The organism is Kribbella speibonae, from assembly GCF_004331375.1.
GTDB classification, from domain to species: Bacteria; Actinomycetota; Actinomycetes; order Propionibacteriales; family Kribbellaceae; genus Kribbella; species Kribbella sindirgiensis.
This window is the reverse complement of record NZ_SJKC01000002.1, coordinates 1-26853: the sequence shown is the minus strand read 5'-3', so window position 1 is coordinate 26853 and position 26853 is coordinate 1. Positions and strand designations below refer to the sequence as shown.

General features: G+C 68.5%; 21 protein-coding genes. 10 read left to right on the top strand and 11 right to left on the bottom strand.

All coding sequences use genetic code 11. The annotated features are described in order from the left end of the window. Nucleotides 1-21 precede the first annotated feature (21 nt). From E0H92_RS13525 to E0H92_RS13515, 3 genes are read left to right on the top strand one after another with little or no spacing between them, the layout of a single operon-like run. On the top strand, nt 22-486 hold the full coding sequence (locus E0H92_RS13525) for a hypothetical protein (RefSeq protein WP_131461877.1): 465 nt from the start codon (nt 22-24) through the stop codon (nt 484-486). Beyond that, nucleotides 483-1358 carry a tetratricopeptide repeat protein gene (locus tag E0H92_RS13520; RefSeq protein ID WP_131461876.1) on the top strand — a complete coding sequence of 292 codons (876 nt, stop codon included), beginning with the start codon at nt 483-485 and terminating at the stop codon, nt 1356-1358. The genes E0H92_RS13525 and E0H92_RS13520 overlap by 4 nt, the downstream gene beginning before the upstream one ends. Next, the gene (locus E0H92_RS13515; RefSeq protein ID WP_131461875.1) at nt 1355-2620 is read left to right on the top strand and encodes a tetratricopeptide repeat protein; all 1266 of its coding nucleotides are present in this window, start codon (nt 1355-1357) and stop codon (nt 2618-2620) included. The genes E0H92_RS13520 and E0H92_RS13515 overlap by 4 nt, the downstream gene beginning before the upstream one ends. A 1-nt stretch (nt 2621) precedes the next feature. Here the strand turns inward: E0H92_RS13515 and E0H92_RS13510 are convergent, their stop codons facing one another. Then, nucleotides 2622-4784, bottom strand: coding sequence for an elongation factor G-like protein EF-G2 (locus E0H92_RS13510; RefSeq protein ID WP_131496531.1), 2163 nt, complete (start codon nt 4782-4784; stop codon nt 2622-2624). Nucleotides 4785-4904: 120 nt separating this feature from the next. Here E0H92_RS13510 and E0H92_RS13505 point away from each other — a divergent pair, with 120 nt between their 5' ends. Together E0H92_RS13505 and E0H92_RS13500 are read left to right on the top strand one after the other, a co-directional pair. Next, the gene (locus E0H92_RS13505) at nt 4905-6797 is read left to right on the top strand and encodes a DUF2207 domain-containing protein (protein ID WP_131496530.1); all 1893 of its coding nucleotides are present in this window, start codon (nt 4905-4907) and stop codon (nt 6795-6797) included. 28 nt (nt 6798-6825) lie between these two features. Continuing rightward, a complete protein-coding gene (locus tag E0H92_RS13500; RefSeq protein WP_131496529.1) occupies nt 6826-8730 on the top strand; it encodes a DUF2207 domain-containing protein in 1905 nt (634 codons plus the stop codon). Between the two features lies 1 nt (nt 8731). Here E0H92_RS13500 and E0H92_RS13495 read toward each other — a convergent pair whose 3' ends face one another. Genes E0H92_RS13495 through E0H92_RS13485 form a run of 3 tightly spaced genes read right to left on the bottom strand, consistent with a single transcriptional unit; the run spans nt 8732 to nt 12231 of the window. Beyond that, a complete protein-coding gene (locus tag E0H92_RS13495) occupies nt 8732-9259 on the bottom strand; it encodes a ferritin (protein ID WP_131461871.1) in 528 nt (175 codons plus the stop codon). Nucleotides 9260-9310: 51 nt separating this feature from the next. Beyond that, nucleotides 9311-11218 (bottom strand): DUF2264 domain-containing protein, encoded by a 1908-nt coding sequence (locus tag E0H92_RS13490; protein WP_131496528.1) that lies wholly within the window; start codon nt 11216-11218, stop codon nt 9311-9313. Then, nucleotides 11215-12231, bottom strand: a complete 1017-nt coding sequence (locus tag E0H92_RS13485) for a hydroxyacid dehydrogenase (protein WP_238173420.1) — start codon at nt 12229-12231, stop codon at nt 11215-11217. Before E0H92_RS13485 ends, E0H92_RS13490 begins: the two co-directional genes overlap by 4 nt. Before the next feature lie 151 nt (nt 12232-12382). Here E0H92_RS13485 and E0H92_RS13480 point away from each other — a divergent pair, with 151 nt between their 5' ends. The 3 genes from E0H92_RS13480 (at nt 12383) to thrS (ending at nt 15717) form a co-directional block, all read left to right on the top strand. Next, a complete protein-coding gene (locus E0H92_RS13480) occupies nt 12383-13297 on the top strand; it encodes a proteasome assembly chaperone family protein (protein ID WP_131461869.1) in 915 nt (304 codons plus the stop codon). A 163-nt stretch (nt 13298-13460) separates the two neighbouring features. Continuing rightward, nucleotides 13461-14306: an acyl-CoA thioesterase gene (locus E0H92_RS13475; protein ID WP_131496527.1), complete on the top strand. Its 846-nt coding sequence runs from the start codon at nt 13461-13463 to the stop codon at nt 14304-14306. A 103-nt stretch (nt 14307-14409) separates the two neighbouring features. After that, nucleotides 14410-15717 carry a threonine--tRNA ligase gene (thrS, locus tag E0H92_RS13470; RefSeq protein ID WP_337590444.1) on the top strand — a complete coding sequence of 436 codons (1308 nt, stop codon included), beginning with the start codon at nt 14410-14412 and terminating at the stop codon, nt 15715-15717. Nucleotides 15718-15761: 44 nt separating this feature from the next. On the opposite strand, the gene E0H92_RS13465 is transcribed toward thrS, so the two are convergent. From E0H92_RS13465 to E0H92_RS13450, 4 genes are read right to left on the bottom strand one after another with little or no spacing between them, the layout of a single operon-like run. Next, nucleotides 15762-16619 carry a MaoC family dehydratase gene (locus tag E0H92_RS13465; RefSeq protein WP_131461866.1) on the bottom strand — a complete coding sequence of 286 codons (858 nt, stop codon included), beginning with the start codon at nt 16617-16619 and terminating at the stop codon, nt 15762-15764. 1 nt (nt 16620) lies between these two features. Further along, nucleotides 16621-17967: a 3-oxoacyl-ACP reductase gene (locus E0H92_RS13460; RefSeq protein ID WP_131461865.1), complete on the bottom strand. Its 1347-nt coding sequence runs from the start codon at nt 17965-17967 to the stop codon at nt 16621-16623. An 8-nt stretch (nt 17968-17975) separates the two neighbouring features. Continuing rightward, the gene (locus tag E0H92_RS13455; RefSeq protein WP_131496526.1) at nt 17976-19253 is read right to left on the bottom strand and encodes an acetyl-CoA C-acetyltransferase; all 1278 of its coding nucleotides are present in this window, start codon (nt 19251-19253) and stop codon (nt 17976-17978) included. Beyond that, entirely contained in the window at nt 19250-20026 is a 777-nt protein-coding gene (locus E0H92_RS13450) for a TetR/AcrR family transcriptional regulator (protein WP_131496525.1), read from the bottom strand. Before E0H92_RS13450 ends, E0H92_RS13455 begins: the two co-directional genes overlap by 4 nt. A gap of 84 nt (nt 20027-20110) precedes the next feature. Between E0H92_RS13450 and E0H92_RS13445 the strand changes: the two genes are divergently transcribed. Then, the gene (locus tag E0H92_RS13445) at nt 20111-21421 is read left to right on the top strand and encodes an acyl-CoA dehydrogenase family protein (protein ID WP_238152674.1); all 1311 of its coding nucleotides are present in this window, start codon (nt 20111-20113) and stop codon (nt 21419-21421) included. Between the two features lie 13 nt (nt 21422-21434). Here the strand turns inward: E0H92_RS13445 and E0H92_RS13440 are convergent, their stop codons facing one another. The 3 genes from E0H92_RS13440 to istA all read right to left on the bottom strand — a co-directional run bounded on the left by E0H92_RS13440 (nt 21435) and on the right by istA (nt 25164). After that, on the bottom strand, nt 21435-22589 hold the full coding sequence (locus E0H92_RS13440) for a tyrosine-type recombinase/integrase (protein ID WP_131496524.1): 1155 nt from the start codon (nt 22587-22589) through the stop codon (nt 21435-21437). Between the two features lie 524 nt (nt 22590-23113). Continuing rightward, nucleotides 23114-23917 (bottom strand): IS21-like element helper ATPase IstB, encoded by an 804-nt coding sequence (gene istB / locus E0H92_RS13435; protein WP_131496523.1) that lies wholly within the window; start codon nt 23915-23917, stop codon nt 23114-23116. Then, nucleotides 23917-25164, bottom strand: coding sequence for an IS21 family transposase (istA, locus tag E0H92_RS13430; protein WP_131496522.1), 1248 nt, complete (start codon nt 25162-25164; stop codon nt 23917-23919). The genes istB and istA overlap by 1 nt, the downstream gene beginning before the upstream one ends. Before the next feature lie 640 nt (nt 25165-25804). On the opposite strand from istA, the gene E0H92_RS13425 reads away from it, so the two are divergent. Continuing rightward, the gene (locus tag E0H92_RS13425) at nt 25805-26131 is read left to right on the top strand and encodes a hypothetical protein (RefSeq protein WP_131496521.1); all 327 of its coding nucleotides are present in this window, start codon (nt 25805-25807) and stop codon (nt 26129-26131) included. The last annotated feature ends 722 nt before the right edge of the window (nt 26132-26853 follow it).

Genomic DNA, 26853 nt, shown 5'->3' with positions numbered 1-26853 from the left:
GCCCTCTGCACCTGGAGCCCGATGCCGGACGAACTCCTGCGCCCGACCGTCGGCGCCGGCGTGGACATGTCGGTGCGCCCGTGGCGCCTGACGTCCCAGACGTACGTCGCCTTCTTCGGCGGCGTGCTCGCGTCCACGGCCGTGGCGTTCCTGAACGCCGGCCGGCTCGGTGTCGACGCCGCGAAGCGCCGGCTGATCCTGCTGACCGGCGTCGTCGGCCTCCTCGCGGTGATCGGCGTGTTCGTCCTGCTGTACGGCACAGGCGACGCGGGCGACACCGGCGTCACCTCGGGTCTCCGGGTGAGCATCCGCGTGGTCGCCGTACTGTGCTGCCTGGTGCAGTTGCGGCTGCAGCGGCCGATGGACCGCGCGTTCCAGTTGCGCGGCGCGGACTACGGATCCCTGTGGGGCTGGGGGATCGCGGTGACGATCGGCGGCGCGATCGCCGAGGCGTTGATCCTCTTCCTGGTGACGGTGGTGTTGTGAACGAAACGAGTGAGGCGCGGCTGCGGATGGCCGCGCACTGGCTGCAGATCGGCCGCCCCGAGCGCGTGCTCGACGAACTGCAGGGGCTGTCCGGCGATGCTGCGGTGGACTACCGCGCGTACCTGTTCCGTGGCGCCGCCCTGCACGCGCTGGACCGGGACGCCGAGGCAGTCGACGTACTGCGGGACGGCCTCGCCCTGCACGGCCCGTTCCCCGCGATGCTGCACGTCCTCGGCTCGGCCCTGCGTTCGGAGGGCCGACTGCCCGAGGCCGAGGCCGCGTTCCTGCAAGGCCTGAGCCTCGACCCGAACGATCCGGACCTGCTGCTCGGCTACGCCCACGTCTGCCTGGCCGCCGGACAGGCCGAGAAGGCGAGCGCCCTGGTCGAGCGTGCCGCGTCGCACGCGCCGGAGAGCGTGGCGGTCTCGGCTGCGCGGGCGCAGGTGGCGTTCGCGCTCGGCAAGGACCGCGACATGCACCGGCACAGCACAGAGGCGCTGTCGTACGACCCTGAGGACCCGAACGCGCGGGCCTTGCACGGTACGGCGTCGATGCTGACCGGTGACTCGCGCGCCGGATACAACTCGCTGCGGTCCGCCGCCGCCTCGCAGCCCGACGACGCGGACCTGCGGGCCGCCGCCCGCGAGGCGAAGCTGTTCAACCACCCGCTGATGGTTCCGCTGCGCCCGTTCGCCCGCGTCAACCCGTTGATCGTCTGGGTCGGCGCGGTCGCGGTCATCTACGGCCTCCGCGCGGCCGGTCTCGCCCCGCTGTCCTTCCTCTTCGCGATGGCGTGGCTGGGTTTCTGCGTCTACTCCTGGGTGGTCCCACCGCTGGTCCGCCGCTGGGTCAACCGGAAATGGGGATCATGAGTAGTAACGACCGGATCGAGGCCCTGCGCAAGGCGGTCGACGCGGCCCCGGACGACGTACTGCTGCGGCTCGTGCTCGCGGAGTCGCTCGCGACGGCCGGCGAGACCGAGGAGGCACTCGACCAGTACGTCGTCCTGCTGGATCAGCACGGTCTGCCGGACGACCAGTTCGTAGCGGTCGGTGAACTGGCCGCGGCGAACGGGCGGCTCGCCCTGCTGCGGAACCTGCTCGAAGCGGCACGTCAGCGCGGTGTCGTCGAGGGGACCGGGCGGCTGCAGCAGCTCGTCGACGGCATGATCGCCGAGCGCAGCGGCGTACGGATCAAGGTCGGGCCGGAGGACGAGCAGGATCCGCTGATCCCGGACACGCCCAAGGAGACCACCACCTTCGACCAGGTCGGAGGGATGGAGGAGATCAAGCGGGTCATCCACCGGATGGTGATTCTCCCGTTGAGCCGGCCCGAGCTGTACGAGAAGTACGGGCGGAAGTCCGGCGGCGGCGTGATGCTGTACGGCCCTCCCGGCTGCGGTAAGACCCTGCTGGCGCGGGCGACCGCGGGGGAGTGCGGGCTGCCGTTCGTCAACGTCCGGATCGAGGACGTGATGGACCCGTACCTCGGGGTCTCCGAGCGCAACCTGCACGCCGCCTTCGAGCGGGCCCGCGCCAACGCGCCGTGCGTGCTGTTCCTCGACGAGCTCGACGCGCTGGCCTTCGCGCGCCACAAACACGGCGGGTCCGAGGCGCGCCGGCTGGTCGACGTACTGCTGCAGGAGCTGGACGCGATCGGCTCCGAGAACGAAGGCCTGCTGGTGCTCGCCGCGACCAACGCGCCCTGGGACGTCGACGAGGCGATGCTGCGCCCCGGCCGGTTCGACCGGGTGATCTTCGTGCCGCCGCCGGACGAACCGGCCCGCGCCGACATCCTGTCCGTGCTGACGAAGGAGGTCCCGGCCGACGGCCTCGACCTGAAGGCGCTGGCCGGTCAGACCGCGATGTTCAGCGGCGCCGACCTTCGCGCGCTGATCGAGCGCGGCGTCGACAAGGTGATCGACGAGGCGCTGTCGAGCGGTGGTGAGCCGCCGCTCGCGATGCGGCACCTCACCGACGCCCTGACCGCGGTGAAGCCGTCGACCCTCGACTGGCTGCACCGCGTCCGCTCGTACATCGAGTTCGCCAACCAGAGCGAGCGGTACGACGACGTGGCGGCGTACCTCAAGTCTCGCGACGTACGCCGCCGCCTCAGCCGCGACTCGAAGTCCTAGCTCATTTCAGTTTGGACGCGGCCGACTCCGGCATCGCCTCGTAGCGGGAGAACTCGCGGGTGAACGACGCCGAGCCGTGCGACAGCGAGCGGAGGTCGATGGAGTAGCGGGTGATCTCCACCTGCGGCACCTCGGCCTTCACCAGCGTCCTGTTCTCGCCGACCTTGTCGGTCCCGAGCAGCCGCCCGCGGCGCCCGGACAGGTCGCTCATCACGGCGCCGACGAGGTCATCGGGTACCAGCACCGACACCAGGTCGACCGGCTCCAGCATCGAGACCTTGGTCGCGGCCGCCGCCTCGCGGAGCGCCAGCCCGCCGGCCATCTGGAACGCCATGTCGGACGAGTCGACGCTGTGCGCCTTCCCGTCGCGCAAGGTGACCCGGATGTCGACCATCGGGTACCCGGCCCCGACGCCCTTCTCCATCTGCGCCCGGATGCCCTTCTCGACACTCGGGATGAACTGCCGCGGTACCGCACCGCCGACCACCTTGTCGACGAACTCGAACCCCGACCCGCCCGGCAACGGTTCGACCTCGATGTCACAGACGGCGTACTGCCCATGGCCGCCCGACTGCTTCACGTGCCGCCCGTGGCCCTTGGCCGGCCCGCCGAACGTCTCCCGCAGCGGCACCCGGAGCTCCACGGTGTCCACGGTCACGCCGTACCGGTTCGACAACGCGTCCAGTACGACGTCCGAGTGCGCCTCGCCCATGCACCACAGCACGATCTGGTGGGTCTCGGGATTCTGCTCGATCCGTAGCGTCGGGTCCTCGGCCGCCAGGCGCTGCAGGCCGGCGCCGAGTTTGTCCTCGTCGGTCTTCGCATGCGCCTGGACGGCGATCGGCAGCAACGGCTCCGGCATGTTCCACGGCCGCAGCAGCAGCGGGTCCGCCTTGTCGGAGAGCGTGTCACCGGTCTCCGCGCGGGTCAGCCGGCCGATCGCGCACAGGTCACCGGCGACCACCTGCCCCGCCGGGCGCTGCGTCTTGCCGAGCGGGAACGACAGGGTGCCGATCCGCTCATCCTCGTCGTGGTCCTCGTGCCCGTGCGTCGCCCCGCCGTGTCCACCGTTGTGGTCCCCGAAGAACGACGTGAAATGGCCCGACACGTGAACCGTCGTGTCGGGCCTGATGGTGCCGGAGAACACCCGCACCAGGCTGACCCTGCCGACGTACGGGTCCGACGTCGTCTTCACCACCTCGGCGAGCAGCGGGCCGGCCGTGTCGCACGTCAGGCCCTGGCGGGCGACTCCGTGCGGGGTGAAGACGTCCGGCAGCCTGTGCTCGAGCGGTGACGGGAACCCGCTGGTGATCACCTCGAGCAGTTCCTGCGTGCCGACCCCGGAGGCGCTGCAGACCGGGATCACCGGGAAGAACGAGCCGCGCGCGACCGCGCGTTCGAGGTCCTCGATCAGCACCTTCTGGTCGATCTCCTCGCCCTCGAGGTAGCGGTCCATCAGCGACTCGTCCTCGGACTCCTCGATGATGCCCTCGATCAGCGTGCCGCGCAGTTCCTCGACCTCGGCGGCGGACGACGGGTCCGGTTCCGCGGCCGAACGTTTGCCGTCGGCGTACTCGTAGTACGACTGGGACAGCAGCCCGATCAGCCCGTCACCAGCGGGCAGGTAGAGCGGCAGGACCTTGTCGCCGAACGCGGTCTGCGCCGTGGAAAGCGCGTTCTGGTAGTTCGCGCGGGCATGGTCGAGCTTGGTGATCACGACCGCGCGCGGCATTCCCACCTGGTCGCACTCCTGCCAGACCGTGCGGGTCGGCTCGTCGACGCCCTCGCTCGCCGAGATCACGAACAGCGCACAGTCCGCGGCGCGGAGGCCGGCCCGCAGCTCACCGACGAAGTCGGCGTACCCGGGCGTGTCGATCAGGTTGATCTTGACCTTGCCCTGGCCGCCGTCGTGCGGCAGCGAGGCGAGCGACAGGCCCACCGAGCGCTGCTGCCGGATCTCGGCGTCGTCGAAGTCGCACACCGTGGTTCCGTCCAGGACGGTGCCGGGTCTGTTCAGGACTCCGGAGGCCACCAGCAGGGCCTCGACGAGGGTGGTCTTGCCGGAGCCCGAAGGGCCGACCAGGACCACGTTGCGGATGGCGGCCGGGCTGTCCACAGCGGGCGCGGCTCCGGTGCCTTGAGAAGCGTTCGTCTTGTCTGCCATGACGTTCCTCCTGGTCCACCCACGATTCCCCTAACCGACACTTCGCACAAGGCCCCTCAGCTCGCGGATTCGTGTCGAGCCCGCGAACCCCGGACCCCGCCCCTCGGTAGTGTCGCGGGCATGCGTAGGGCACTCGGGGTCGTCGTCAGCACGTTGTTCGCCAGTCTGGCGCTGGCGGGTTTCGCCGTGCCCGCGAGTGCGCGGACGATGGAACCCGGCGACGAGGTCAAGAACTTCACGATTGCCTACACCGTGTCCGAGGACGGTGTGCTGCACGTCGAGGAGACGATCGCCTACCACTTCGAGGGCAGCGGCCGGCACGGGATCTACCGGGACCTGGTCACCCGCGAGCCCTACAAGGACGACGACTCCAAGGACCAGGAGTACCAGGTCTCGAACATCAAGGTCTCGTCACCGAGCGGCGCGCCGGACAAGTTCACCGTCGACACCTACGAGGGAAACAAGGGCCGGTACGGCGAACTCCAGATCAAGATCGGCGACCCGGACCGGGTGATCTACGGCACCGAGGCGACGTACAAGATCACGTACGACGTCCGCGGTGCGCTCCGGCACTTCGACGACCACAGCGAGCTGTACTGGGACGCCACCGGCAGCGCGTGGGACGCGGTGATCGACCAGGTCACGGTCAACGTCGACGTACCGCAGGGCGTCACCAGGACCGAGTGCTTCATGGGCACCGCCGGCTCGAACCGGACGTGTCCGCAGAAGTCGGTGGTCGGGGACAAGGGCGTGTTCGGCGCGACCCACCTGGAGTCCGGCGAGCAGCTGACGATCGTCGCCGGGATCACCGCCGGCGCGGTCCAGAACGACACGCCGATCCTGGTCGACCCGCCGAACTGGCTCGAGCGCAACGGCGTGTCCTGGCTCTCGCTGATCGGCTCCGGCGTCGCGACCGTGGCCGCCATCGTGCTCGCCACGCTCTACTCCAAGTTCGGCAACAAGGACCAGCGGTACGCCGGGATGCCGCCGGGTGCGTTCCCGCCGGACGGGGTCGCCGCGCAACCGGTGAAGGACGACCTGACCGAGGACCAGATCCCGGTCGCGTTCGCGCCGCCGCGGATCCCGGTCGCCGAGGGCGGTCTGCTGATCGACGCGAAGGCGAACACGACCGAGACGGCAGCGACGCTGATCGACCTGGCGGTCCGCGGCGGCGTCCGGGTCGACAACGACGGCACGTCGCAGAAGGCCGTGCTTCTGAACCCGGCGGCCGCGACGGCGCCGCACGAGCAGGCGCTGATGCTCGGCCTGTACCCGGGGCTGCAGCCGGGCATGGAGGTGCTGCTGGAGCGTGGCGCGGTGGGCGACAACACCATGCGGAACGCGCACAACGAGATGATCTCCGCGCTCCGCAAGCAGGTGAAGGACCGCCAGTGGTACCTGCGGATGCCGCGGGCCGGCGGCGGCTCGGCGTTCAAGAACGGGTTCGGCTGCGCCTGTATGGCGATGATCGCGATCTGGGTCGTCGGCGCCGGGCTGATGGGGACCGTGATCAGCGCCGCGACCGGCGGCTTCGGCCGGGCGGTGGTCGTCGCGGTACCGGTCATCGCCGTACTCGTTGCCATCGGCATCTGGATCGGGATCCGGGGCCGCGGGCAACGGAACCCGGCCGGCCGGGCGGTGGCCGACCAGCTGATCGGCTTCCGGAAGTACCTGGCCACGGCCGAGGCGGACCAGCTGCGGTTCGAGGAGGGCGAGGACATCTTCTCGAAGTACCTGCCCTGGGCGATCGCCTTCGGTCTCGCCGACCGCTGGCAGAAGGTGTGCGAGCAGCTCGTCGCCGCCGGCCGCATCACGCCCGACCCGTACTGGTACTCCGGACCGTCGTACTACGCCTCCGGCTGGACCGCGGGCGCGGTCGGCACGACCCTGTCGAACACGTTCGACCCGCCGCCCACGCCGTCCAGCTCCGGCGGTGGCGGCGGCAGCTCGTCCGGATTCAGCGGCGGATCCTCCGGCGGAGGTGGCGGCGGTGGAGGCGGCGGCAGCTGGTAGTGGCCTTCTGCACCGCTACATTCCCGTCATGCGCCGGGGGCTCGGGATCGTCATCAGCACACTGTTCACCGTTCTCGCGGTGGCGGGTTTCGCCGTACCGGCCGGGGCCGCGACCACGGCGTACGGCGACGAGATCGAGTCGTTCACGATCGCGTACACGGTCTCCGAGGACGGCGTACTGCACGTCACCGAGACGATCGACTACACCTTCGCGGAGTCCGGACGGCACGGGATCTACCGCGACCTGGTGATCCGCGAGCCGTACGCCGACGACCAGTCGAAGGACCAGAAGTACGAGGTCTCGAACATCCTGGTGTCGTCGCCGACCGCGCCGGACCGGTTCACGAAGGAGACGGCGAAGTACAACCTCGACCGGGACCAGACGCTGCGGATCAAGATCGGCTCGAAGGACCAGACGATCTGGGGGACCAGCGCGAAGTACGTGATCTCGTACGACGTCCGTGGCGCGCTCCGGCACTTCGCGGACCACAGCGAGCTGTACTGGGACGCCACCGGCTCGGCCTGGGACGCCCACATCAACAAGGTCACCGTGAGTGTCCAGGTGCCGCAGGGAGTGCAGCAGGTCGAGTGCTACAGCGGCAAGGCCGGCTCCACGAGTTCTTGTGAGAAGAAGTCCCTTGCCGGCGGCATCGGGCTGTTCACCGGCTCCAAGCTGGTCCGCGGTGAGCAGTTGACGATCGTTGCCGGGATCAAGGCCGGCGCCGTGCGGAACGACACCCCGATCGTGGTCGACCCGCCGAACTGGCTGGAACGCAGTGGGCTGTCCTGGCTCGCGCTCGCCGGGTCCGTCCTCGCGACTGTGGCCGGCGTCGCCGCGGCGTTCCTCTTCCACCGGCGCGGCCCCCGCGACCAGCGGTACGTCGGCGTGCCGCCAGGAACCGTCCCGCCCGCGAACGCACAGATCGGCAAGGACCAGCTCGCCGCGGACCAGATCCCGGTGGCGTTCGCGCCGCCCGAGGTCACGGTCGCCGAGGGCGCCGTGCTGGCTGACGCGGCCGACAAGTCCACCACCCTCGCAGCAACCCTGATCCACCTCGCCGTCCGCGGCGCGATCCGCCTCGACAACACCGACGAGGGCGCCCGCAAGGCGGTGCTGGTCGATCCGGAGGTCGCGACCGCGCAGCACGAGAAGGTGCTGCTGAAGGGACTGTTCCCGAAGCAGGAGCCGGGGGAGGAGCGGGCCCTCGAACGCGCCGAGGTCGGCGACTACTCGCTGGTGCAGGCAGCGGACAAGATGTACGACGCCGTGTGGACCAGCATCAAGCGGCAGGAGTGGTACCTCAGGTTGCCGGCTGCGTCCGGGAACGGCGACGGGTCGACCGCCCTCGGCTGGATGCTCACGATCGCGCTCGTCATTCTCTGTTTCGGCATCGGGCAGATCGGATCCGGCCCGGCGACCGCGGGCCGTGTGATCGCGATCATCGTCCCCGGGAGCGCGTTGCTGACCCTGCTCTGGATGTGGATCGGGCGGAAGCGGCGCGGGCTGCGGAGCGCGGAGGGCCGCGCGATCACGGACCAGGTCCTCGGGTTCCAGCAGTACCTTGCGACTGCCGAGGCGGACCAGTTGCGGTTCGAGGAGGGCGAGGACATCTTCTCGAAGTACCTGCCCTGGGCGATCGCGTTCCGGCTCGCGACCCGCTGGCAGCGGGTGTGCGGTGAGCTCGTCGAGGCGGGCCGGCTGACACCCGATCCGACCTGGTACGTCGGCCCGTCGTACTACCACTCCAACTGGTCGGCGAGCTCGATCAGCACCGCCGTCCAGAGCACGTTCGTGCCCCCGCCGGCTCCTGCGCCCGCAGCGGGCTCCGGCGGCGGCAGCTCGTCCGGCTTCAGCTCGTACAGCAGTTCCTCGTCGTCCTCGGGCTCCTCGGGCGGCGGAGGAGGCGGAGGCGGCGGCGGCGGGAGCTGGTAGGTCAGACCGTTCCGCCGGCGGCGGTCGGGGCCGTCGGGTCGGTGCCGGCGTCGCCGACGGTCTCGCGGGCGAGGAAGTCCTCGAGGTGGAACAGGTTGTCGCCGGCGCGCTTGGCGACGTTCACCAGGGTGTTCATCGCCGCGACCTCCTCGACCTGCTCCTTGAGGAACCACTGCATGAACTGCTCGCCGATGTAGTCGCTCTCGTCACGGGCTGTGCGCGCGAGCATCTCGATCTGCTTGGTGACCGTGATCTCCTGCGCCAGCGCGAGCTCGAGCGGCTCCAGCGCGGTCTTGAAGTCCGACTCGACCTCGCCGACCGACGGGATGTGCGGCCGGATGTCCTTGTCGAGCAGGTACTGGACCATCATCATCGCGTGGTTGCGCTCTTCCAGTGACTGCTTGTAGAAGTGCGCGGCCAGCTGCGGAAGGTCCTGGTCGTCGAACCAGACAGCAACTGCCACGTACTGCTGCGCGGCCGTGAATTCGTTACGGATCTGTTCCTGCAGGAGTTTCTCGTACGTGCTCATGCCGTCAATCTAACGGCCATCCGCCGAATCCACACCCTTGGCGAGCCTGACCTAACCGGCTCGATTCCGTCCCAGTTCGACCACCTCGGTACCGCCTCCGGGCAGGCTGATCCGCACCGTCGCACCGTCCACGGCCACATCGATGCCCTCGGCAAGCGCCTCCGGTCGCAGAGCGTCGCGGGTCAGGAGTACGGCGTTCACGAGCACCAGCGGCTGCCCGTGATGCGGCGCCGTCAGGTACGGCGTCGCCGAGTGCGCGCCGTACGGGTTCACTCCGAGCCCGCGGTGCACACCCGCCGCGTCGTACCCGTGCAGGCCGACCACCGCCGACACCAGCCCGTCCGAGTTCCGTGCGGAGGCAGCCTTCTCGCCGGATGTTGCCTCCGGCAAAGAGTCGCCCGCGACCGCGAACCCGCCGCTGCGTACCAGTGCACCGTCCGGGCCGTCGACCAGCGCGCATCGGATCTCCCAGCCGCTGTGCACGACCGACGTGATCTCGATCGTCCACGGTCCTTCGTCTCCGAGCCAGGCGTTGTGCCACGAGGACGCCGTACGGCCGTCCACGCCGAGCCGCCGGATCCGCCCGCGCCCGCTGGCCAGGCCGTCGGGGGAGACCAGCGAGATCAGGTTGTCGACGTGCGGCTCGTGATCGGACAGATCCGGGCCTGCGTGGTTCGCGTACGCCAGCCGGTTGTAGTGCGGATCGCCCGCCGGCTCCACGCCCTGCGGCTCGGCCACAGGCGCGTGGTCGGCGCCGTGGTTGACCAGTTGCACCACCTGGTCGTGGCGGCTCGCGTGCACGATCCACCCCGGCTCAGGCATCGCCTTGAGCTGGTCCGCGTCGTCCAGCGGAATCGAATCCTCCGGGTCCGCCCACACCGGGTGCTCCGGCGGCAGGATCAACCCGACGAACCCCTTCGAGGCCCAGTACGGCGAACCGGGACCGGAGTACTGCTGCGTCGTCGGCAGGAAGGTGTCGTACCACCCGAGCGTCAGCACGCCACGCTCGTCCGGTACGCCGTGCTGTACGAAATGCCGTGCGACTCCCGAGCACAGCCGCCGCGTCTCACCCGGTGTCAACGGCGTCGAGTCGAGGATCGCGCCCATCCAGTACGGCGCCGCGGCCGCCATCCGGTACGTCAGCGACCGCCCCTGGTAGATCGGCGCGCCGTCGTTCCCGACCAGGTGGACGGCGTCTTCGAGGAAGAGCTTGATCCGCTCCTTGTAGAGCTTCAACCGGTCCTCGTACTGCGCTCCCGGCGTCGCAGCGGCCATCCGCGCCCACAGACCCGGGTACAGGTGCATCGCCCAGCCGATGTAGTTGTCGAAGTTCTGCCCGTCGCCGTCGGAGTACCAGCCGTTGCCGACGTACCAGTCCTCGATGCGGTCGAGACCTGCGTCGATGTCGTCCTGCTGGTACGGCGCTCCGACCGAGGCCAGGAACTGCTCGCTGACGACTTGGAACAGCCGCCAGTTGTTGTCGTGGGTGGTCGACCCGTTGAAGCCGCCGAGCCACTCCGCGACGTGTTCCTGGGCGCGCGTGTCGAGGCGATCCCAGATCCACTCACGGGTCTCGTGCAGCGAAACGGCGATCGCCGCGGCCTCCACCATCTGCTGTGACCTCGGGGTGAGCCGGAGCCACGCCTCGGGGTGGTCCGGGTTCGCGCCGTTTGCGACGCCCCGCGCGTACCGCTCGATCAGGTCCTCGCAGCCCTTGCCCTGGACGCCGGCGATCCGGAACGCGGCCAGCATGAACGACCGGGCGAATCCCTCCAGCGCGTCGGACGCCGTACCCGACCGGCTCGGCCGGCCCGGAAGCTCGACCAGGGAGGCGCCGGGGGAGAAGTACGGGACGAGCGAGTCGAGCAGGTGGTCCGCGAGCGCCTCCCAATGCGCCCGCACCCATCCGGTCTGACGGGACAACTCACGGTCGGTGTCAGGCAGGATCAAGCGGGTCATGCGAGTCTCCCGATCTCGGCGGGGCTGATGGCGTGTTCGAGGGGTTGGCCGGCGGTGAGGCGTTCGAGTTCGCTGACCGCGAGTTCGCCGAGGCGGGCGATCTCGTTGCCGACGGCGCCGGCGACGTGCGGGGTGACGAAGACGTTCGGCAGGTCGAGCAGCGGCGAGTCCGGCGGCAGCGGCTCGGGGTCGGTGACGTCGAGGACCGCGTCGATCCGGCCGGTCACGCACTCGCGGATCAGCGCGTCGGAGTCGATGATCTTGCCGCGGGCCGTGTTGATCAGCGACGAGCCGTCCTTCAGCAGCGCGAGCAGCCGCGCGTCGACCAGGCCGACCGTCTCCGGGAGCAGCGGCGCGTGCACGCTGAGGATGTCACTGCGGCGGAACAGCGTGTCGTTGTCGACCAGTTCCGCGCCGAGCGCCGCGGCCCCGTCGGTCGTCAGGTACGGGTCGCTGATCAGCACTTCCAGGTCGAACCCGCGCAAACGCTCCGCGACCATCTTCGCGATCCGCGACGCCCCGAGCAGTCCGACCGTCGTACCGTAACTGCCCGGCATCCCGTGCGGGTCCGCCTTGCGCCGCTCCAGCCGGTACTGCGCCGCGAGCCGGAACGCCCGCTTCCCGGCCAGCACGATCGCCGCGACCGTGAACTCGGCGACCGGCTGCGCGTTCGCGGTGGCCGCCGACGAGACCTGGATCCCGCGATCGAACGCCGCCGGATCCACGATCGCCTTGACCGAGCCGGCCGCGTGCAGGATCGCCTGCAGTTTCGGCGCCGCGTCCAGCACCTCCGGCCCGATCCGCGGGCAGCCCCAGCCGGTGAGCAGTACGTCGACGTCCGGCAACGCCGCCCGTACGGCGGGGTCGGCGAGGAAGCTCGCCCCGGGGCCGACCGGCAGCACGGTGGCGATCGCGTCGAGGCGCTGCCGGACCCGCGGCACGAGGACGCGGTCCCGGCTGGCGTCGTTCATCGCCAGCATGACGGTCAGGGCGGAGTTTGGTTCAGGGCTCACAGCGATAACCTAGCAAGCGCTTTCCAACCTGTCGCGCCGGAGACCGAGTCTTGGAAGATCCTGAATCTTTCGCGGCAGCCGGAATTTGTCCGCGACACCCGGGCGTTGGTCACTGTAGAACGGCCTGCTGGCAATTGCGAAGGAGACGACGATGCTGCGACCGGACGACCTCTACGAGATCGTCGACGAGTCGGTGGCCACCGGCCCGGCGGCGACGCCGAAGGTGCTGGTGCACTCGCTGGACGGGTTCATGGACGCCGGCCAGGCCGGGCGCGTGACCGCGGACCACCTGCTCGAGGTGCTGGACCACCGGCTGCTGGCGCGGTTCGACGTCGACCTTCTGCACGACTACCGGGCCCGGCGGCCCGAGGTGACGTTCGCCGAGGACCGGTTCACCGACTACACCCCGCCGCACCTTTCGCTGCATCTGGTGACGGACGACGCCGGCGTGGACTTCCTGCTGCTCGAGGGCGCCGAGCCGGACAACCACTGGGACCGGTTCGCCGGGGCGATCCGGCAGCTCAACGACCTCTACAACGTGACGCTCACGATCGGTGTGCACGGCATACCGATGGGTGTGCCGCACACCCGCCCGCTCGGCCTGACCGCGCACGCGACGCGGCCCGAGCTGGTCACCCGCTCGAACATCTGGGACGGCGAGATGATTCTGCCCGCGAGCGCGGGGACGATGCTCCAGGTCCGTCTCGGCGAGGCGGGCAAGGACGCGATGGGCTTCGCCGTCCACGTGCCGCACTACCTGGCCGAGAACCGCTTCCCGGGCGCCGCGCTGGCCCTCGTACACGCGATCTCGGCCGCGACCGGCCTGCTCCTCCCTAGCAAGGCCCTGCTCGACGAGGCCGCCGTCACCGGCCGCCTGGTCGACGAGCAGGTCGAGGCCTCGGACGACGCCAGCGCAGTGGTCAAGGCCCTCGAAACCCAGTACGACGCCGCTGAAGGCTCCGTAACCCGCAAGAGCCTCCTCGCCGACTCCACCCCCTCCGCAGACGAGCTAGGCGCCGAAGTAGAACAGTTCCTAGCCGAACTCAACCGCGAAGACGACAAGTAGCCGGTCCGCACCACGTCTGGGGGCCTTGAACAGGAACCGGGGGCGTTACACAGGTTATTGCCTGTGTAACGCCCCCGGTTCCTGTGTGCACCCCCGGTAGTTGGTGACGGTTGACACAGGGGTGCACAGCGTGCGCGGGGCCGGGTGCCTGTCAGGATGAGGCATGCCTGAGTCGCTGGAGGACCTGGTCGAGTTGCTCGACCTGGAGAAGATCGACGTCGACCTGTTCCGCGGTCGTCAGCCGCAGACGTCGATGCAACGGGTGTTCGGGGGACAGGTGCTCGGCCAGGCGCTCGCGGCGGCCGGGCGGACCGTCGACGCCGAACGCCTCGTGCACTCGCTGCACGGATACTTCCTGCGCGCGGGCGACACGTCCGTACCGATCGTGTACCGGGCGGAGCCGACCCGCGACGGCGGATCGTTCAGCAGCCGCCGGGTGGTGGCGTCGCAGAACGGGAAGCCGATCTTCTACATGTCCGCGTCCTTCCAGCGCCCCGAGCCCGGCCTCGACCACCAGGATCCGATGCCGGACGACGTCGTACCGCCGGAGGAGGCGCCGCGACTCGCAACCGTCCTGGAGGCACGGTCCGGCCGCCCGGCCGCCGACTGGGACCGCGAGTGGGCCTCGCTCGACGTACGCCTGGCCGGTGTCACCGGCCGGCAGTTCTGGATCCGTGCCGCCGGCAAACTTCCCGACGACCCGGCCCTGCACGCCTGCGTCCTCGCCTACGCCAGCGACCTGACGTTGCTCGGGGCAAGCTTGCTCCCGCACGGCATCGTCATCGGCGACCGCCGCATCCAGCCCGCCTCCCTCGACCACGCCCTCTGGTTCCACCGCCCGTTCCGCGCCGACGAATGGCTCCTCTACGACCAGTCGTCCCCCTCAGCCTCCGGCGCCCGAGGCTTCGCCACCGGCCGCCTCTACACAGAATCCGGCCAACTCATCGCCTCAGTCGCCCAGGAGGGCCTGATCCGCCCCGTCGGCCTCGACCTCAATGAACCGGCTTGACCTGCTATCGTGAATGACATGTTGCAGCGCGCTGTAGTCACGACGACGCCGGAGTATGTCCCGGCGCGCTGACACCTGACTGTCGACCGAAGCCCCGGGGCGAGTGCCCCGGGGCTTCGTCGTTCCCGTGGTTCCTCGCCCCACCCTGAACGAGGAGACCACCATGTACGACCACCGCAAACTCGGCCGCGAACTCGGCCTGTTCGACTCCGACCCGCTGATCGGCGCGGGACTGCCCTACTGGTTGCCCGCGGGCGCCGCGGTACGCCGTGCGCTCGAGAGCTACATCGCCGAGGTCGAACGAAGAGCCGGCTACCAGCAGGTCTACTCACCGGTCCTCGGCAAGCGCGAGCTGTACGAGATCTCGGGCCACTGGGCGAAGTACCACGAGGACATGTACCCGCCGATGGAGATGGGCGGTGAGGAACTGGTCCTGCGCCCGAGCATCTGCCCGCACCACGCGCTGATGTTCCGGTCGCGCTCCCACAGCTACCGCGAACTCCCGCTCCGCTTCTCCGAGCTCGGCGGGCAGTACCGCGCCGAACTCTCCGGAGCGATCGGCGGCCTGAGCCGGGTCCGCGCGATGCAACTCAACGACGCCCACATCTTCTGCCGCCTCGACCAGGTCGCGTCCGAGGCAGCCGAGGCGCTGCGACTGATCAAGCAGGCGTACGCCGACATGGGCATCGCAGCGTCCCGCTACGTGCTCGCGCTCCCGTCCGTTGACGCGGAGTTCAACAGCCCTGCCAGCAAGTACGTCGGGGACGCGGCGAGCTGGGCGCAGGCTGCCGACCTGCTCCGCGAGGTGCTGAAGAACGCGGGTGTCGAGTACGAGGACGCGCCGGGCGACGCGGCGTTCTACGGGCCGAAGATCGACATCCAGATGGAGGATTCGGCGGGTCGTGAGTTCAGCCTGTCGACCGTCCAGATCGACTTCCACCAGCCGGAGCGGTTCGGGCTCGAGTACATCGGTGCCGACGGCAACAAACACCGTCCGGTGATGGTGCACCGGGCGATCGTCGGGAGCATCGAGCGAGCGGTGGCTCAGCTGATCGAGGTGCACGGCGGCGCGTTCCCCGCGTGGCTGGCTCCGGTCCAGGTCGTCGTACTGCCGATCTCCGACGACGAGGAGAAGCTGGCCGCGGAGGTCGCGCGACGGGCCTCGGATCGCGGGCTTCGCGTGGAGATCGCGCACGCGGACGAGGGCAGCCTCGGCGCCCGGATCCGCGAGAACCGGCTGGCGCCGTACGCCGCGGTCATCGGTGCGCGCGAGGCCGCGGCACGCCAGGTAGCGGTCCGCGAACGCGACGGCCGGCGCTGGGACGCTGCTCCGATAGGTGACGTGCTGGACCGGATCCGGCGCGACGCGGATCCCCAGGCCCTCGCAATTGACGACGGTGGCGAGCTGTGAGCGTGGAGGCCGACCGAGGAGCGCGATTGTGATGGGCTGGCGGTTCAGTTCGCCTGGAGTTGCCCGATCAGGTGGGTCACGTCGTGCGACTCGTCGTACAGCGCGAAGTCGACCGTCTTGCCGGTCTGCTGGTACCCGAACCCGACCCGGGACGGGAGCAGCAACGGCTTACGGAAGTCCACGCGGACCGTGAACGCGTCCGGCAACACGCCGGCCCGCTGGATCGACGCCAGCGCGGCAGCCTTGGCCCACATCCCGTGCGCGATCTGGCGCGGGAACCCGAACGCCTGAGCGGTCAGCTTGAACAGGTGGATCGGGTTCCGGTCGCCGGACGCCGCGGCGTACCGGCGGCCGAGGTTGCCCCGCAGGTCCCACCACGCGCTCGGGCTCAGCACCGGGTCGATCAGCAGGTCGGCGTGCGCGCCTTCCGTCCCGGCCGTACGGCTGAGCAGCGTGGTGAGATCGCTCCATACCAGCTCGTGATCGACGAAGACCTCGCTGATCACGTCGAAGACGGTGCCCTTCGGATGCGGGCGTTCCGCCGTACTGTGCACGCGGATCGCCGGTTCGGCGTGCAGCGGGATCGGCTGCTTCTGCGTGATCGTGTTGGACAGGTGCACGATCCCCATCGGCTTGTACGGGAACGAGGGATCGGACATCAGGTCCAGGTGCAGCGGGAACGCCAGGACATGCGGGTACGTCGGCGGCAGCGCGGGACCCGCCGCGAACCCGGTGACTTCTCGGTAGGCCTGGAGGTGGTCCTGGTCGATCGCGGACCGGGGGAGCTCGAGGGTCAGGCCGTCCTCGTCCGGCTCGTAGTCGGCGCGCCGCAGAGTGGCTTTGACGGTCCGCGCGTACAGCGCGCCGAGGCCGGGGGAGTCGTCGTACCGCCGGGTCGGCATCTCAGGCGCCCAGCATGCTCTGGCCGCAGACCCGCACCACGTTGCCGGTCACTCCGGCCGACGCCGGATCCGCGAACCAGGCGATCGTCTCGGCCACGTCGATCGGCAGACCGCCCTGCTGCAGCGAGTTGATCCGCCGCCCGACCTCCCGGATCGTGAACGGGATCTTCGCGGTCATCTCGGTCTCGATGAACCCGGGCGCGACCGCGTTGATCCGGATCTGCCGCTCGGCCAGCGCGGGCGCCAGCGCCTGCACGAGACCGATCACGCCGGCCTTCGAGGTCGCGTAGTTCGTCTGGCCGTTGTTGCCCGCGATCCCGGCCATCGACGACACCCCGATGATCGAGCCGCCGTCCCGCAGCGCCCCGGAATCGACCAGGTGCTTGGTGATCCGCTCCGGCGCGCGCAGATTCACGTCGAGTACGGCGTCCCACGCGTCGGTGCGCATGTTGACGAGCCGCCGGTCACGGGTGATCCCGGCGTTGTGGACGACGATGTCGAGCCCGCCGTGCTGCTCCTGCGCGTGCGCCGCGATCCGCTGCGCCGCGTCGACCGCGGTGACGTCGAGGAGGAGCTCGGTGCCGCCGATCTTGGAGATCACCTTGCGCAGCGGGTCCGCGTTCTGCGGTACGTCGACGCCGATGATCGTGGCGCCGTCGCGGGCCAGTGTGTCGGCGATGCTCGCGCCGATCCCTCGAGCCGCGCCGGTGACGAGGGCTGTGCGGCCGGCGAGCGGCCGGGCCGGGTCGTTGCTGACGAGCGGGCCGGTGCCGATCCGGGCGACCTGGCCGTCGACGTACGCCGACTTGGGGGACAGGAAGAAGCGGAGCGTCGAGTCGAGTTGCTCGTGCGCGTCCGGGGCGACGTACACGAGGTTGACCGTGGCGCCGCGCTTCACCTCCTTGCCGAGGCTGCGCGTGAAGCCTTCGAGCGCGCGCTGGGCGACCTGCTGCTCGGGGGAGCTCGCGAGTTCCGGCGTACGGCCGACGACGATCACGCGGCCCGCCGGAGCGAGCTGGCGGACAACGGGGGAGAAGAAGCGCTGCAGGCTGGTCAGGTCCGCGGTCGAGAGGGCGCCGGTCGCGTCGAAGACGATCGCCTTCGGCCGGATCGTGCTCGACGCGACGCCTTCGGCCGCCGTACTGAACGAGGCGCCGATATCGCGCAGCAGCGCCTGCACCGCCTTGCCGGCGTCGGTCTCGCCGATCGCGCCGAAGACGACCGGCCCGTCGATCACCGGCGAGCCCTCGGTCCAGCGGGGCAGCGGCGTCGGGTCGGGCAGACCCAGGTTCTTCACCAGCGTCTTGCCGAGCGGCGTCGTGGTGAAGGTCTGGTAGCGATCCGTCATCTCAGCTCCTACTTCTCGAGGATGGCGACGACACCCTGGCCGCCCGCGGCGCAGATCGAGATCAGCCCCCGCCCGCCACCGTTCTCGTCCAGTTGCTTGGCCAGCGCGGCGACGATCCGCCCGCCGGTCGCCGCGAACGGGTGACCCGCGGCGAGCGAGCTGCCGTTCACGTTCAGCTTGCCTCGATCGATCTCCCCGAGCGGCGCGTCCAGGCCGAGCCGCTCCTTGCAGAAGATCGGATCCTCCCACGCCTTCAAGGTGGACAGCACCTGCGACGCGAACGCCTCGTGGATCTCGTAGTAGTCGAAGTCCTGGAGGCTTAGCCCGGCCCTCTGCAGCATTCTGGGCACTGCGTAGGCAGGAGCCATGAGGAGCCCCTCCGCGCCCTTGACGTAATCGACCGCGGCGGTCTGCGAGTGGGTCAGGTACGCGAGCGGTCGCAGACCGTGCTGCTCGGCCCACTCGTCGGTGCTGAGCAGCACGGCCGACGCGCCGTCGGTCAGCGGGGTCGAGTTACCGGCCGTCATCGTCGCGGTCTCGCCCTTGCCGTACACCGTCCGGAGCTTCGCGAGCTTCTCGAGCGTCGTGTCGGGGCGCAGGTTCTGGTCCTTCTCGAGGCCCAGGTACGGCGTGATCAGGTCGTTCTGGAACCCACGGTCGTACGACTTCGCGAGGTTCATGTGCGAGTTGTACGCGAGCTCGTCCTGCGCCTCTCGGGTGATGCCCCACTCGAGCGCGGTCAGCGCCGCGTGATCACCCATCGACTTGCCGGTCCGCGGCTCGGCGTTGCGCGGGATCTCCGGTACGACGTCCTTCGGGCGGACGCGGGCGAGGACCTTCAAGCGGTCCGGGTACGTCTTGGCGCGGTTGAGATCGAGCAGCACGTTGCGCAGATGGTCGTTGACGCTCAAGGGCGCGTCGGACGCGGTGTCGACACCGCCCGCGATCCCCGCGTCGATCTGGCCGAGAGCGATCTTGTTGCCGACCAGGATGGCCGCCTCGAGACCGGTGCCGCAGGCCTGCTGGATGTCGTACGCCGGTGTGGTCGGGGCGAGCTTCGACCCGAGGACCACCTCGCGCACCATGTTCCAGTCGCGGGCGTGCTTGAGCACGGCACCGGCGACCACCTCGCCCACCTCCTGACCACCGAGTCCGGTGCGGTCGACGAGACCGTTCAGGGCGGCCGTGAGCATGTCGGAGTTCGAGGAGTGCCGATAGGTCTTGTCCTGCCGGGCAAACGGAATCCGGTTGCCGGCGACCACAGCCACCTTGCGCGGTTCGGTCACGATATGTCTCCTGCTCTGGCTCTCGCGGAGCGGGTCTGTTTGGTGGTCTGTTTGGTGGTCTGTCTGGTGGGCAGCTTGGTTGTCAGCGCCTTCTGCCCGACGGCAGTGGCGAGTGTCGCCGTGATGGCGGTCGACCGGACGGTGCCGACATCGGCATGATGCACCACCGGGTGACCCGGGCCGCTGCCCGACACGATCAGCCCGACCCTTGCCATGTGCAACGATCCTAGTGTCTGCGTGTACAGGTGGTTCGCGAGGTACGCGGTGTCGACCTCGTCGAAGACCCCGGTGCGCTGGCCGGCCTTCAGGATGGTGGCGATCCGGTCCAGCGGCGCGGCCATCGCCGTACCGAGTTTGACCATCACCGGCTCGGTGATCTCACCGAACAGCTCGTCGCCGGTCCGTCGGAGCAGGCTCATCGCACAGTCGGTGAATGCCGGGTACTGCAGACAGAAGTCGACGAACGTCTCGCTGAGGCTTCGCAGCCGGTTGAGCGGTTGGCGGCGCGGACCGTCGGCTTCTTGGAGGCGCCCGTCCAGCTCGGTCAGGTAGTCGACCAGGGTGAGCGCGAACAGCTCTTCCTTGCCGGCGAAGTGCCGGTAGATGAGGGCCTTGTTGATCCCGACCCGCTTGGCGATATCGTCGATCTGGGCGTCGATCGTGCCGCGCTCGTCGAAGATCTCGCGGGTGGCGCGGATGATGTCCCGCTCGCGGTCGCGCCGACGCTCCGCCGTGGTACGGCGGCGTCCGATCGCGAGCAGCGCGGAGCTCATGAATCGATCTTAGCCACAGTGGTACCCCTTGGTGCAAACGACAGTTACACTCGTCGGTAACATACCCGCATTTGTGAGGACCTGATGAGCGACCCTGTTGTGTCCGCAGACGTGATGTCGCTGGCCGGCGAACTCGGCGCCGAGCGCTCGAAGCCGGACTGGAGCACCTTCTCGCTGGCGATCAACGACGACCAGCGCGAGATCCGGGACTGGGCGCACACCTTCGCCGCCGACGTCATCCGCCCCGCCGCGGCCGAATGGGACGAGCGCGAGCAGACCCCCTGGCCGATCATCCAGGAAGCGGCCAAGGTCGGCATCTACGGCCTCGACATGAACATCAACCTGTTCGTCGACCCGACCGGCCTGCTGATGCCGCTGGTCCACGAGGAGCTGTTCTGGGGCGACGCCGGCATCGCGATGTCCCTGAAGGGCACCGGCCTGGCCTCGTCCGCGATCTTCTCCAACGGCACCCCGGAACAGTGGAGCCAGTGGATGGGCCGCTGCTACGGCACCGTGGACGACGTACGCGTCGCCGCGTTCTGCTCCTCCGAGCCCGGCGCGGGTTCGGACGTGTCCGCGATCCGCACCCGGGCTGTTTTTGATGCTGTTTCGAACGAGTGGGTCATCAACGGCCAGAAGGCCTGGGCCACCAACGGCGGCATCGCCGACATCCACGTCGTCGTCGCCACCGTAGACCCCTCACTCGGCACCAAGGGCCAGGCCGCCTTCGTCGTACCCAAGTCCGAAGTCCGCGGCCTCGAACAGGGCACGAAGCTCCGCAAACACGGCCTCCGCGCCTCCCACACCGCCGACGTCTTCTTCGACAACGTCCGCATCCCCGCCGCCAACGTCCTAGGCGGCAAGGAAAAACTCGACGAACGCCTGGCCCGCGCCCGCTCTGCCACTCAATCGACCGGCCGCAACGCCTCCATGGCCACCTTCGAGATGACCCGCCACATCGTCGGCGCCCAAGCAGTAGGCATCGCGCGCGCGGCGTACGAGGTAGCCCTCGACTACGCCAAAACCCGCGAACAATTCGGCCGCCCCATCATCGACAACCAGGGCATCGCCTTCAAACTCGCCGACATGGCCCTCGAAATCGACGCCGCAAGACTGTTGGTATGGCGAGCCGCCAACATGTCAGCCGCCCTCATGCGAGGCGAAACCCCCGACTACCGCCACGGCGAAGGCTCCATGGCGAAGCTGAAGGCCGGCGAAGTAGCCGTGAAGGTAACCGAAGAAGCCATCCAAATCCTCGGCGGCAACGGCTACACCCGCGAATACCCCGTAGAACGCCTACACCGAGACGCCAAGATCTACACCATCTTCGAAGGCACCTCCGAAATCCAGCGGTTGGTCATCGCCCGAGCCATCTCCGGCATGCGAATCCGGTAGACGTTTCCGCAGGTCACAGGCTGACTTGAGGTTGGTGAGCGTACAGGCCGTCGTCCGGCTCCCAAGAAGCGGTGGGGGAGCGTACGACGGCCTGCTCCGTGACTGCTCCGTGGGATTTCAGAGAGAAGAGACGGGCAAGTCTGGAGTCGACCGCCTTCCTCGCACGCTCGTGCGACGACGGCAGCATGTGGGTGTACAGCCTCAGCGTGAACCCCGGGTTGCTATGGCCTAGGTACTCGGCCAGCTCCTTGATGTTGACCCCATCCGCAAGGGTGATGCTCGCGAAGTAGTGCCGCAGCGCGTGCATCCCGTTTTCCCGGCTCGACACGTACTGCCGCCGCCCCCGCCGATCCGTCTTCGGCTCCGCGATCACACCCGCGTAGAACAACGCCGGCTTCCAGACCAGCTCGTCGTATGTCCGCGCCCGAATGTGCTTGTCGTCCGTCCACCTGAACATGAGCTTGACGGTCCGCGGCTTTCCGTCCGTCTTCTCCCAAGGCAAGCTGTACGGGCGTGGCTCGCGCGCATCGATGTGCTCCTTGAGAATCAGCGCCGTCCCGTCAGACATCGGCACCGTCCGCTCGGTGTCGTTCTTCGGCAGCGCAAACACGAACTCTCTCCCGAGCTTCTTCACCTGCCGCCGAACGTGAATGACCATCTCCTCGAAGTCGACGTCCTCCTCGGCCAGCCCAAACAACTCACCCTGCCGTAGTCCGCATGCCGCTCCTACCGCTGCGATCGGCCGGTACTCCGGTGCGTGTCCCTCGACGATCCGGAGCACCACATCATCGCTCCAGGCGACCGTCCTTCCGCTCTTCTCCGCCGGCACCTTGACGGCCCGACCCTTGGCGGGATTCTTCTTGATCGCCTCGTCATCGACCGCGATCTCGAGCGTTCCATGCAGCACGAGGTACGCCGTACGTGCAGTCGACGGCCCGAATCGCGCATCCAGATCGGCAACCCAAGCGGCGATCTCGGACGGCTTGATCGTCCGCAGTTGCCGCCGCCCAAACACCGGATCCACATGCAACCGGAGCGACGACTCATACCTGATCACCGAAGCCGGATCCACCACCCGGGATGCCAACCACCGCTCCGCAACCTCCCCAAACCGAACCTTCCCAGCCTCCGGATCGATGTACTCCCCACGCTCCCGATCTGTCTCCATCGCATTCGCATGCCGCTCAGCTGGTCCCTTGGTCCCGAACGCCTTAGTCCGCTCCCGCCCCTCCGGATCCACCCACCCCGCCAACCACCGCTTCCCCTTCCCCCACCGCTCATTCCGCACTCGGGCCGTCGTCCCATCCGCCTGCTTGACCGCCCGTGTCCACAGATCCTTCACATATGCCACCGCACCGCACCTCCGTCGTCGTCGATGTGCGGCAGATCAACGTGTGGGATCGGACGACTTCCGTGGATCGACAAAACCTGGACGACGTGCGCGGCAGACGACCTACGAACTTCCTCCGCGGTGGGCGACACCCGCGCTCGCCGGCTCGCACGACTGTGCGTGGAGAATGCGTGACAGCAGAGAAGGCCTAGGACCCTGGTGCGATCACGAAGTCGCAGTCGTGGCTTTGGAGGTCTCCACCAGCACCGTTTGTAGGTCAGTGCCGACAACACCACCCGGACTGTCAACGGCAGTTGAAATCTGACCAGTTGGCGGCAATTGAAATCTGACCACCTTCTGGTTCATGGTTCGTCGGTCGCGGTGGTTGGGATGCGGCCGAGGTTGCGGTCTTTGAGGCGGTAACTGTCGCCTTTGAGGGCGATGACTTCTGCGTGGTGGACGAGTCGGTCGATCATCGCGGCGGCGACCACGTCGTCGCCGAAGACCTCGCCCCAGCGGCCGAAGGGTTTGTTGCTGGTGACGATCAGCGAGGCGCGTTCGTAGCGGGATGAGACGAGTTGGAAGAACAGATTCGCGGCCTCGGGTTCGAACGGGATGTAGCCGACTTCGTCGACGACCAGGAGTGGGTAGCGGCCGAGCCGGACGAGTTCGGTTTGGAGGGTGCCGGTGGTGTGGGCGTCGGCGAGCCTTGCGACCCATTGAGAGGCGGTGGCGAACTGGACGCGGTGGCCGGCTTGGCAGGCGCGGATCGCGAGCCCGGTGGCGAGGTGGGTCTTGCCGGTGCCGGGTGGGCCGAGAAACACGACGTTGTCCTTGGCGGTGATGAAGTCCAGGGTGGCCAGGTGGGCGATGGTGTCGCGTTTGAGTCCGCGGGCGTGGTCGAAGTCGAACTCCTCGATGCTCTTGCGGGCGGGGAATCTGGCGGCGCGGATCCGGCCCTCGCCGCCGTGGGACTCCCGTGCGGCGACCTCGCGTTGCAGGCAGGCGACCAGGAACTCCTCGTGGGACCAGGACTCGGTCCGGGCCCGATCGGCCAGCCGGGCCGCCGATTCGCGCAGGGTGGGTGCCTTCAACGCTCGGGTCAGGAAGGCGATCTCGGCGGTCAGATCACGCTGTCTCGGGCTCGTCGCCGATCGGGTGGCCATCACGCCACCCCGCCATCGGTGAGACCGAGCGCGGTGTCGTAGTCGGTCAGTGCCCGTTGTTCGACCTCGGGCTCGCGGGTTGGCGGGGCGGGTCTGAGGATCTCCAACCGGTCGCGGCGCAACGCCCGCGCCGCGGTGAGATGATCGGGAGCCGAGATGGTCTGGTGCTTGGCCCAGATCCGTTCATGGTCGGCGACCTGGCGCCCGTCGCAGAACACCCGCACCCTGTCCAGGTCGGCGTGGATGTCGATCCGGCGGCCGATCACGCCGGGGTGGACGGAGTAGTCGTTGCCGTCGAGGCGGACATAGTGATCGCGCGCGAGCCGGGTCGACGACCGCCACCCAACTGTGGGCGGCACTGGCGGCAGCGCGAGCATCGCGGCTCGGTCAGCCGCGATCCGATCCGCCGGCCGGCAGCCCAATGCACGGTGCTGGCGGGTGTTCGCCCGGACCAAGAAACCTTGGAGTTGGGCGTTGAAGTCACCGGGACCGGTGAAGGTCCGGCCGGGCAGGAACGAGCGCTCCAGGTAGTCGTGCAGCCGCTCCACCAGCCCCTTGGCCTCCGGATCGGCGGGCCGGCAGACCACCACCTTGGCCGCCAGCGTGCCGCGGAACCCCTGACACTCCACAGTCAGTTCGCTGCGCCGGCCGCGCCACCTGCCGATCGCGCCCTCACCGTCCCAGACCAGCACCCGCGGAACCGCGCCCAACGCCTCGAGCAGCTGCCACCACCCGGAGAACAGATCCTCGGCGTGACGGCTCGGGATCAGCACCGCTGAGTCCCACCGGGCATAACCGGTCACCATCGTCAGCACCGGCAGCTGCTTCGCGGTGCGGGTCTGACCGAACCCGACCGGCAGCTCGATGTCGGGGAACCAGAAATCGCACTGCGCGATCTCACCGGCGGCATAACTGGTTCGGCTCGCGGGGTCCGGCGGCAGATACACCGGCCGCAGCTCGGCCACCCGGCCACTCAACGTCCGGATCGAGTACGGCCACCCGATCCGCTCGCCGATCACCGTCGCCGGCATCGTCGGATACGCCCGCAGCAACTCCCGAACCCGCGGCTCGAACCCATCCACCACCGAACCCGCCGCCCTGCGGCGATACCGCGGCGGCTCATCGCTGGCCAATGCCGCCTTCACCGTGTTCCTCGAGATCGCCAACACCCGCGCGATCTCCGAGATCGACACACCCTCCGACCGACGCAACCGCCGGATCTCGGCCCAGTCCTCCACGCTCAACACCTGGCTCCCTCCCCGGCTCGCTACAAGCCCAGGGTCTCGGGAAGCTGGTCAATTTTCAGTTGCCGTGCACTGGTCAGTATTCAGCTGCCGCCGACACGGACCAGGAGGGCACCCTAGTGTTGGTGGGAGTTGACACCACCCTGGCGGGCGCGCAAGCGGAGCTCGTAGAGCAGGCCAAGTGGCGGGAGCACCCCAACCGGGACGCCCCGAGCACGTCCGCGATCAGGCCGAACTGTGGGCGGGACAGGCACGCACCGAACTGCAGTCCTGAGCAAGTGACTGTCTGAGGGCGCCTACACCATGGCCGATGATCCGGGTTCGTGGCGAACGGTCCCCGATCACCTCAAGATGCGCTTCTAACCAAACTTGACTAGACGCTCCTTCTCGTGCACGCTGGCCAAGTAGCCAAACTTGACTAGTATCAACTAATCCGTTCGCAACACCGGGAGAAGGAATCGAACCCATGGGAAAGCTCGCGATCGAGACGAGAGGGTTGAGCTGCGTCTCCACTCGAACCTCGCCGCGCAGGTTCAGCGCAAGTTCAGTGCTGCGTCAGCGGCAGTCCATGGTGCGTGCTGTGCGGTTTGCTCGACGCTTATCCGTACCGAGCAACAGCCAGATCGGACGGGGTTAGAGGCAGATGCGAGTCGCTTTCGGGTACTTCAAGAAGCACTTCCTGATGAGCGACCCCGAGATCGCGGCACGTCGGCAAGCGATTGTCGACTGCGCGGGAGCGAACGGCTGTGTACTCATCGCGCTCTTCATCGACGAGCTGGAGACCGCGCCAGACGAACTGCACAAGGCGCTCGCCGCCGTGATGGAGGTCGACGAGGGCGTACTAATCCTGCCGAACCTTCATCATCTCGCGTCGGTTGGAAATCCGATCGCCATCCGCCAGCACCTCCTCGCCAGCCATGTCGAAGTCCTGCTGTCGGAGATTCCCAAGCAGGCGGGGCGGGTGTGCTGAGACGGGCTCTCCTCCTCAATGGCCCCTGCACTCCGCGCCCGTTCCGCCCTCCAACAGAACCTCACCGCCGGATCTCCTCACGGATCGCGGTCGAGGATCTGAGCCGGTTCGGTTGGTGCTGACACCTCTCAGCGCCAACCGAACCGGTGCATCTCCCGCGGACCAGATAGGCAAACGCGGCACCGCCCCACCTCCGCCTGCGTCAAGCATCGAACCCCGAACGCGAGCCGTACGTCTACGGTTGATCCCACGCGCGGTACAGGCTTCGAGCCGATATCAGACGCGTTTGCGCGTGCCTCAGGGCTTCGCGGAGGCCTGCATTGGCACGCTGAAGTTCGGCGACCTGATGCTGCAATCGGCCGACTTCCGCGAGCAACACGGTCACGTGTTCAGCCTCAATCGCGTCTGCCGACAACACCCGTCGGCGGCTTCGCCAGTGGCGGAGACGGCAGCGATCTGAGCAGAAGCGTTGGTCGGATCTGGCCGCGATGTAGGTCTCGCCGCAGCGCTCGCAGACGTGCCGGCGCGCAGTCAGATCGGGCCCGAACGGGAGTGGGAGGTCGTCCATACATGCTCAACGTGCGTACCGCGACAGAACCGAATACGCGTTGCAGATCGTTGAAGACCGGTAGCCAGTCCTATTCGACTGTCGCCAATCATCGGTGCTCGACGTTTGGCGTTGCTGCTGGGTTGTTGTCAGGTCCGGTCGGGCGGTGTGGATC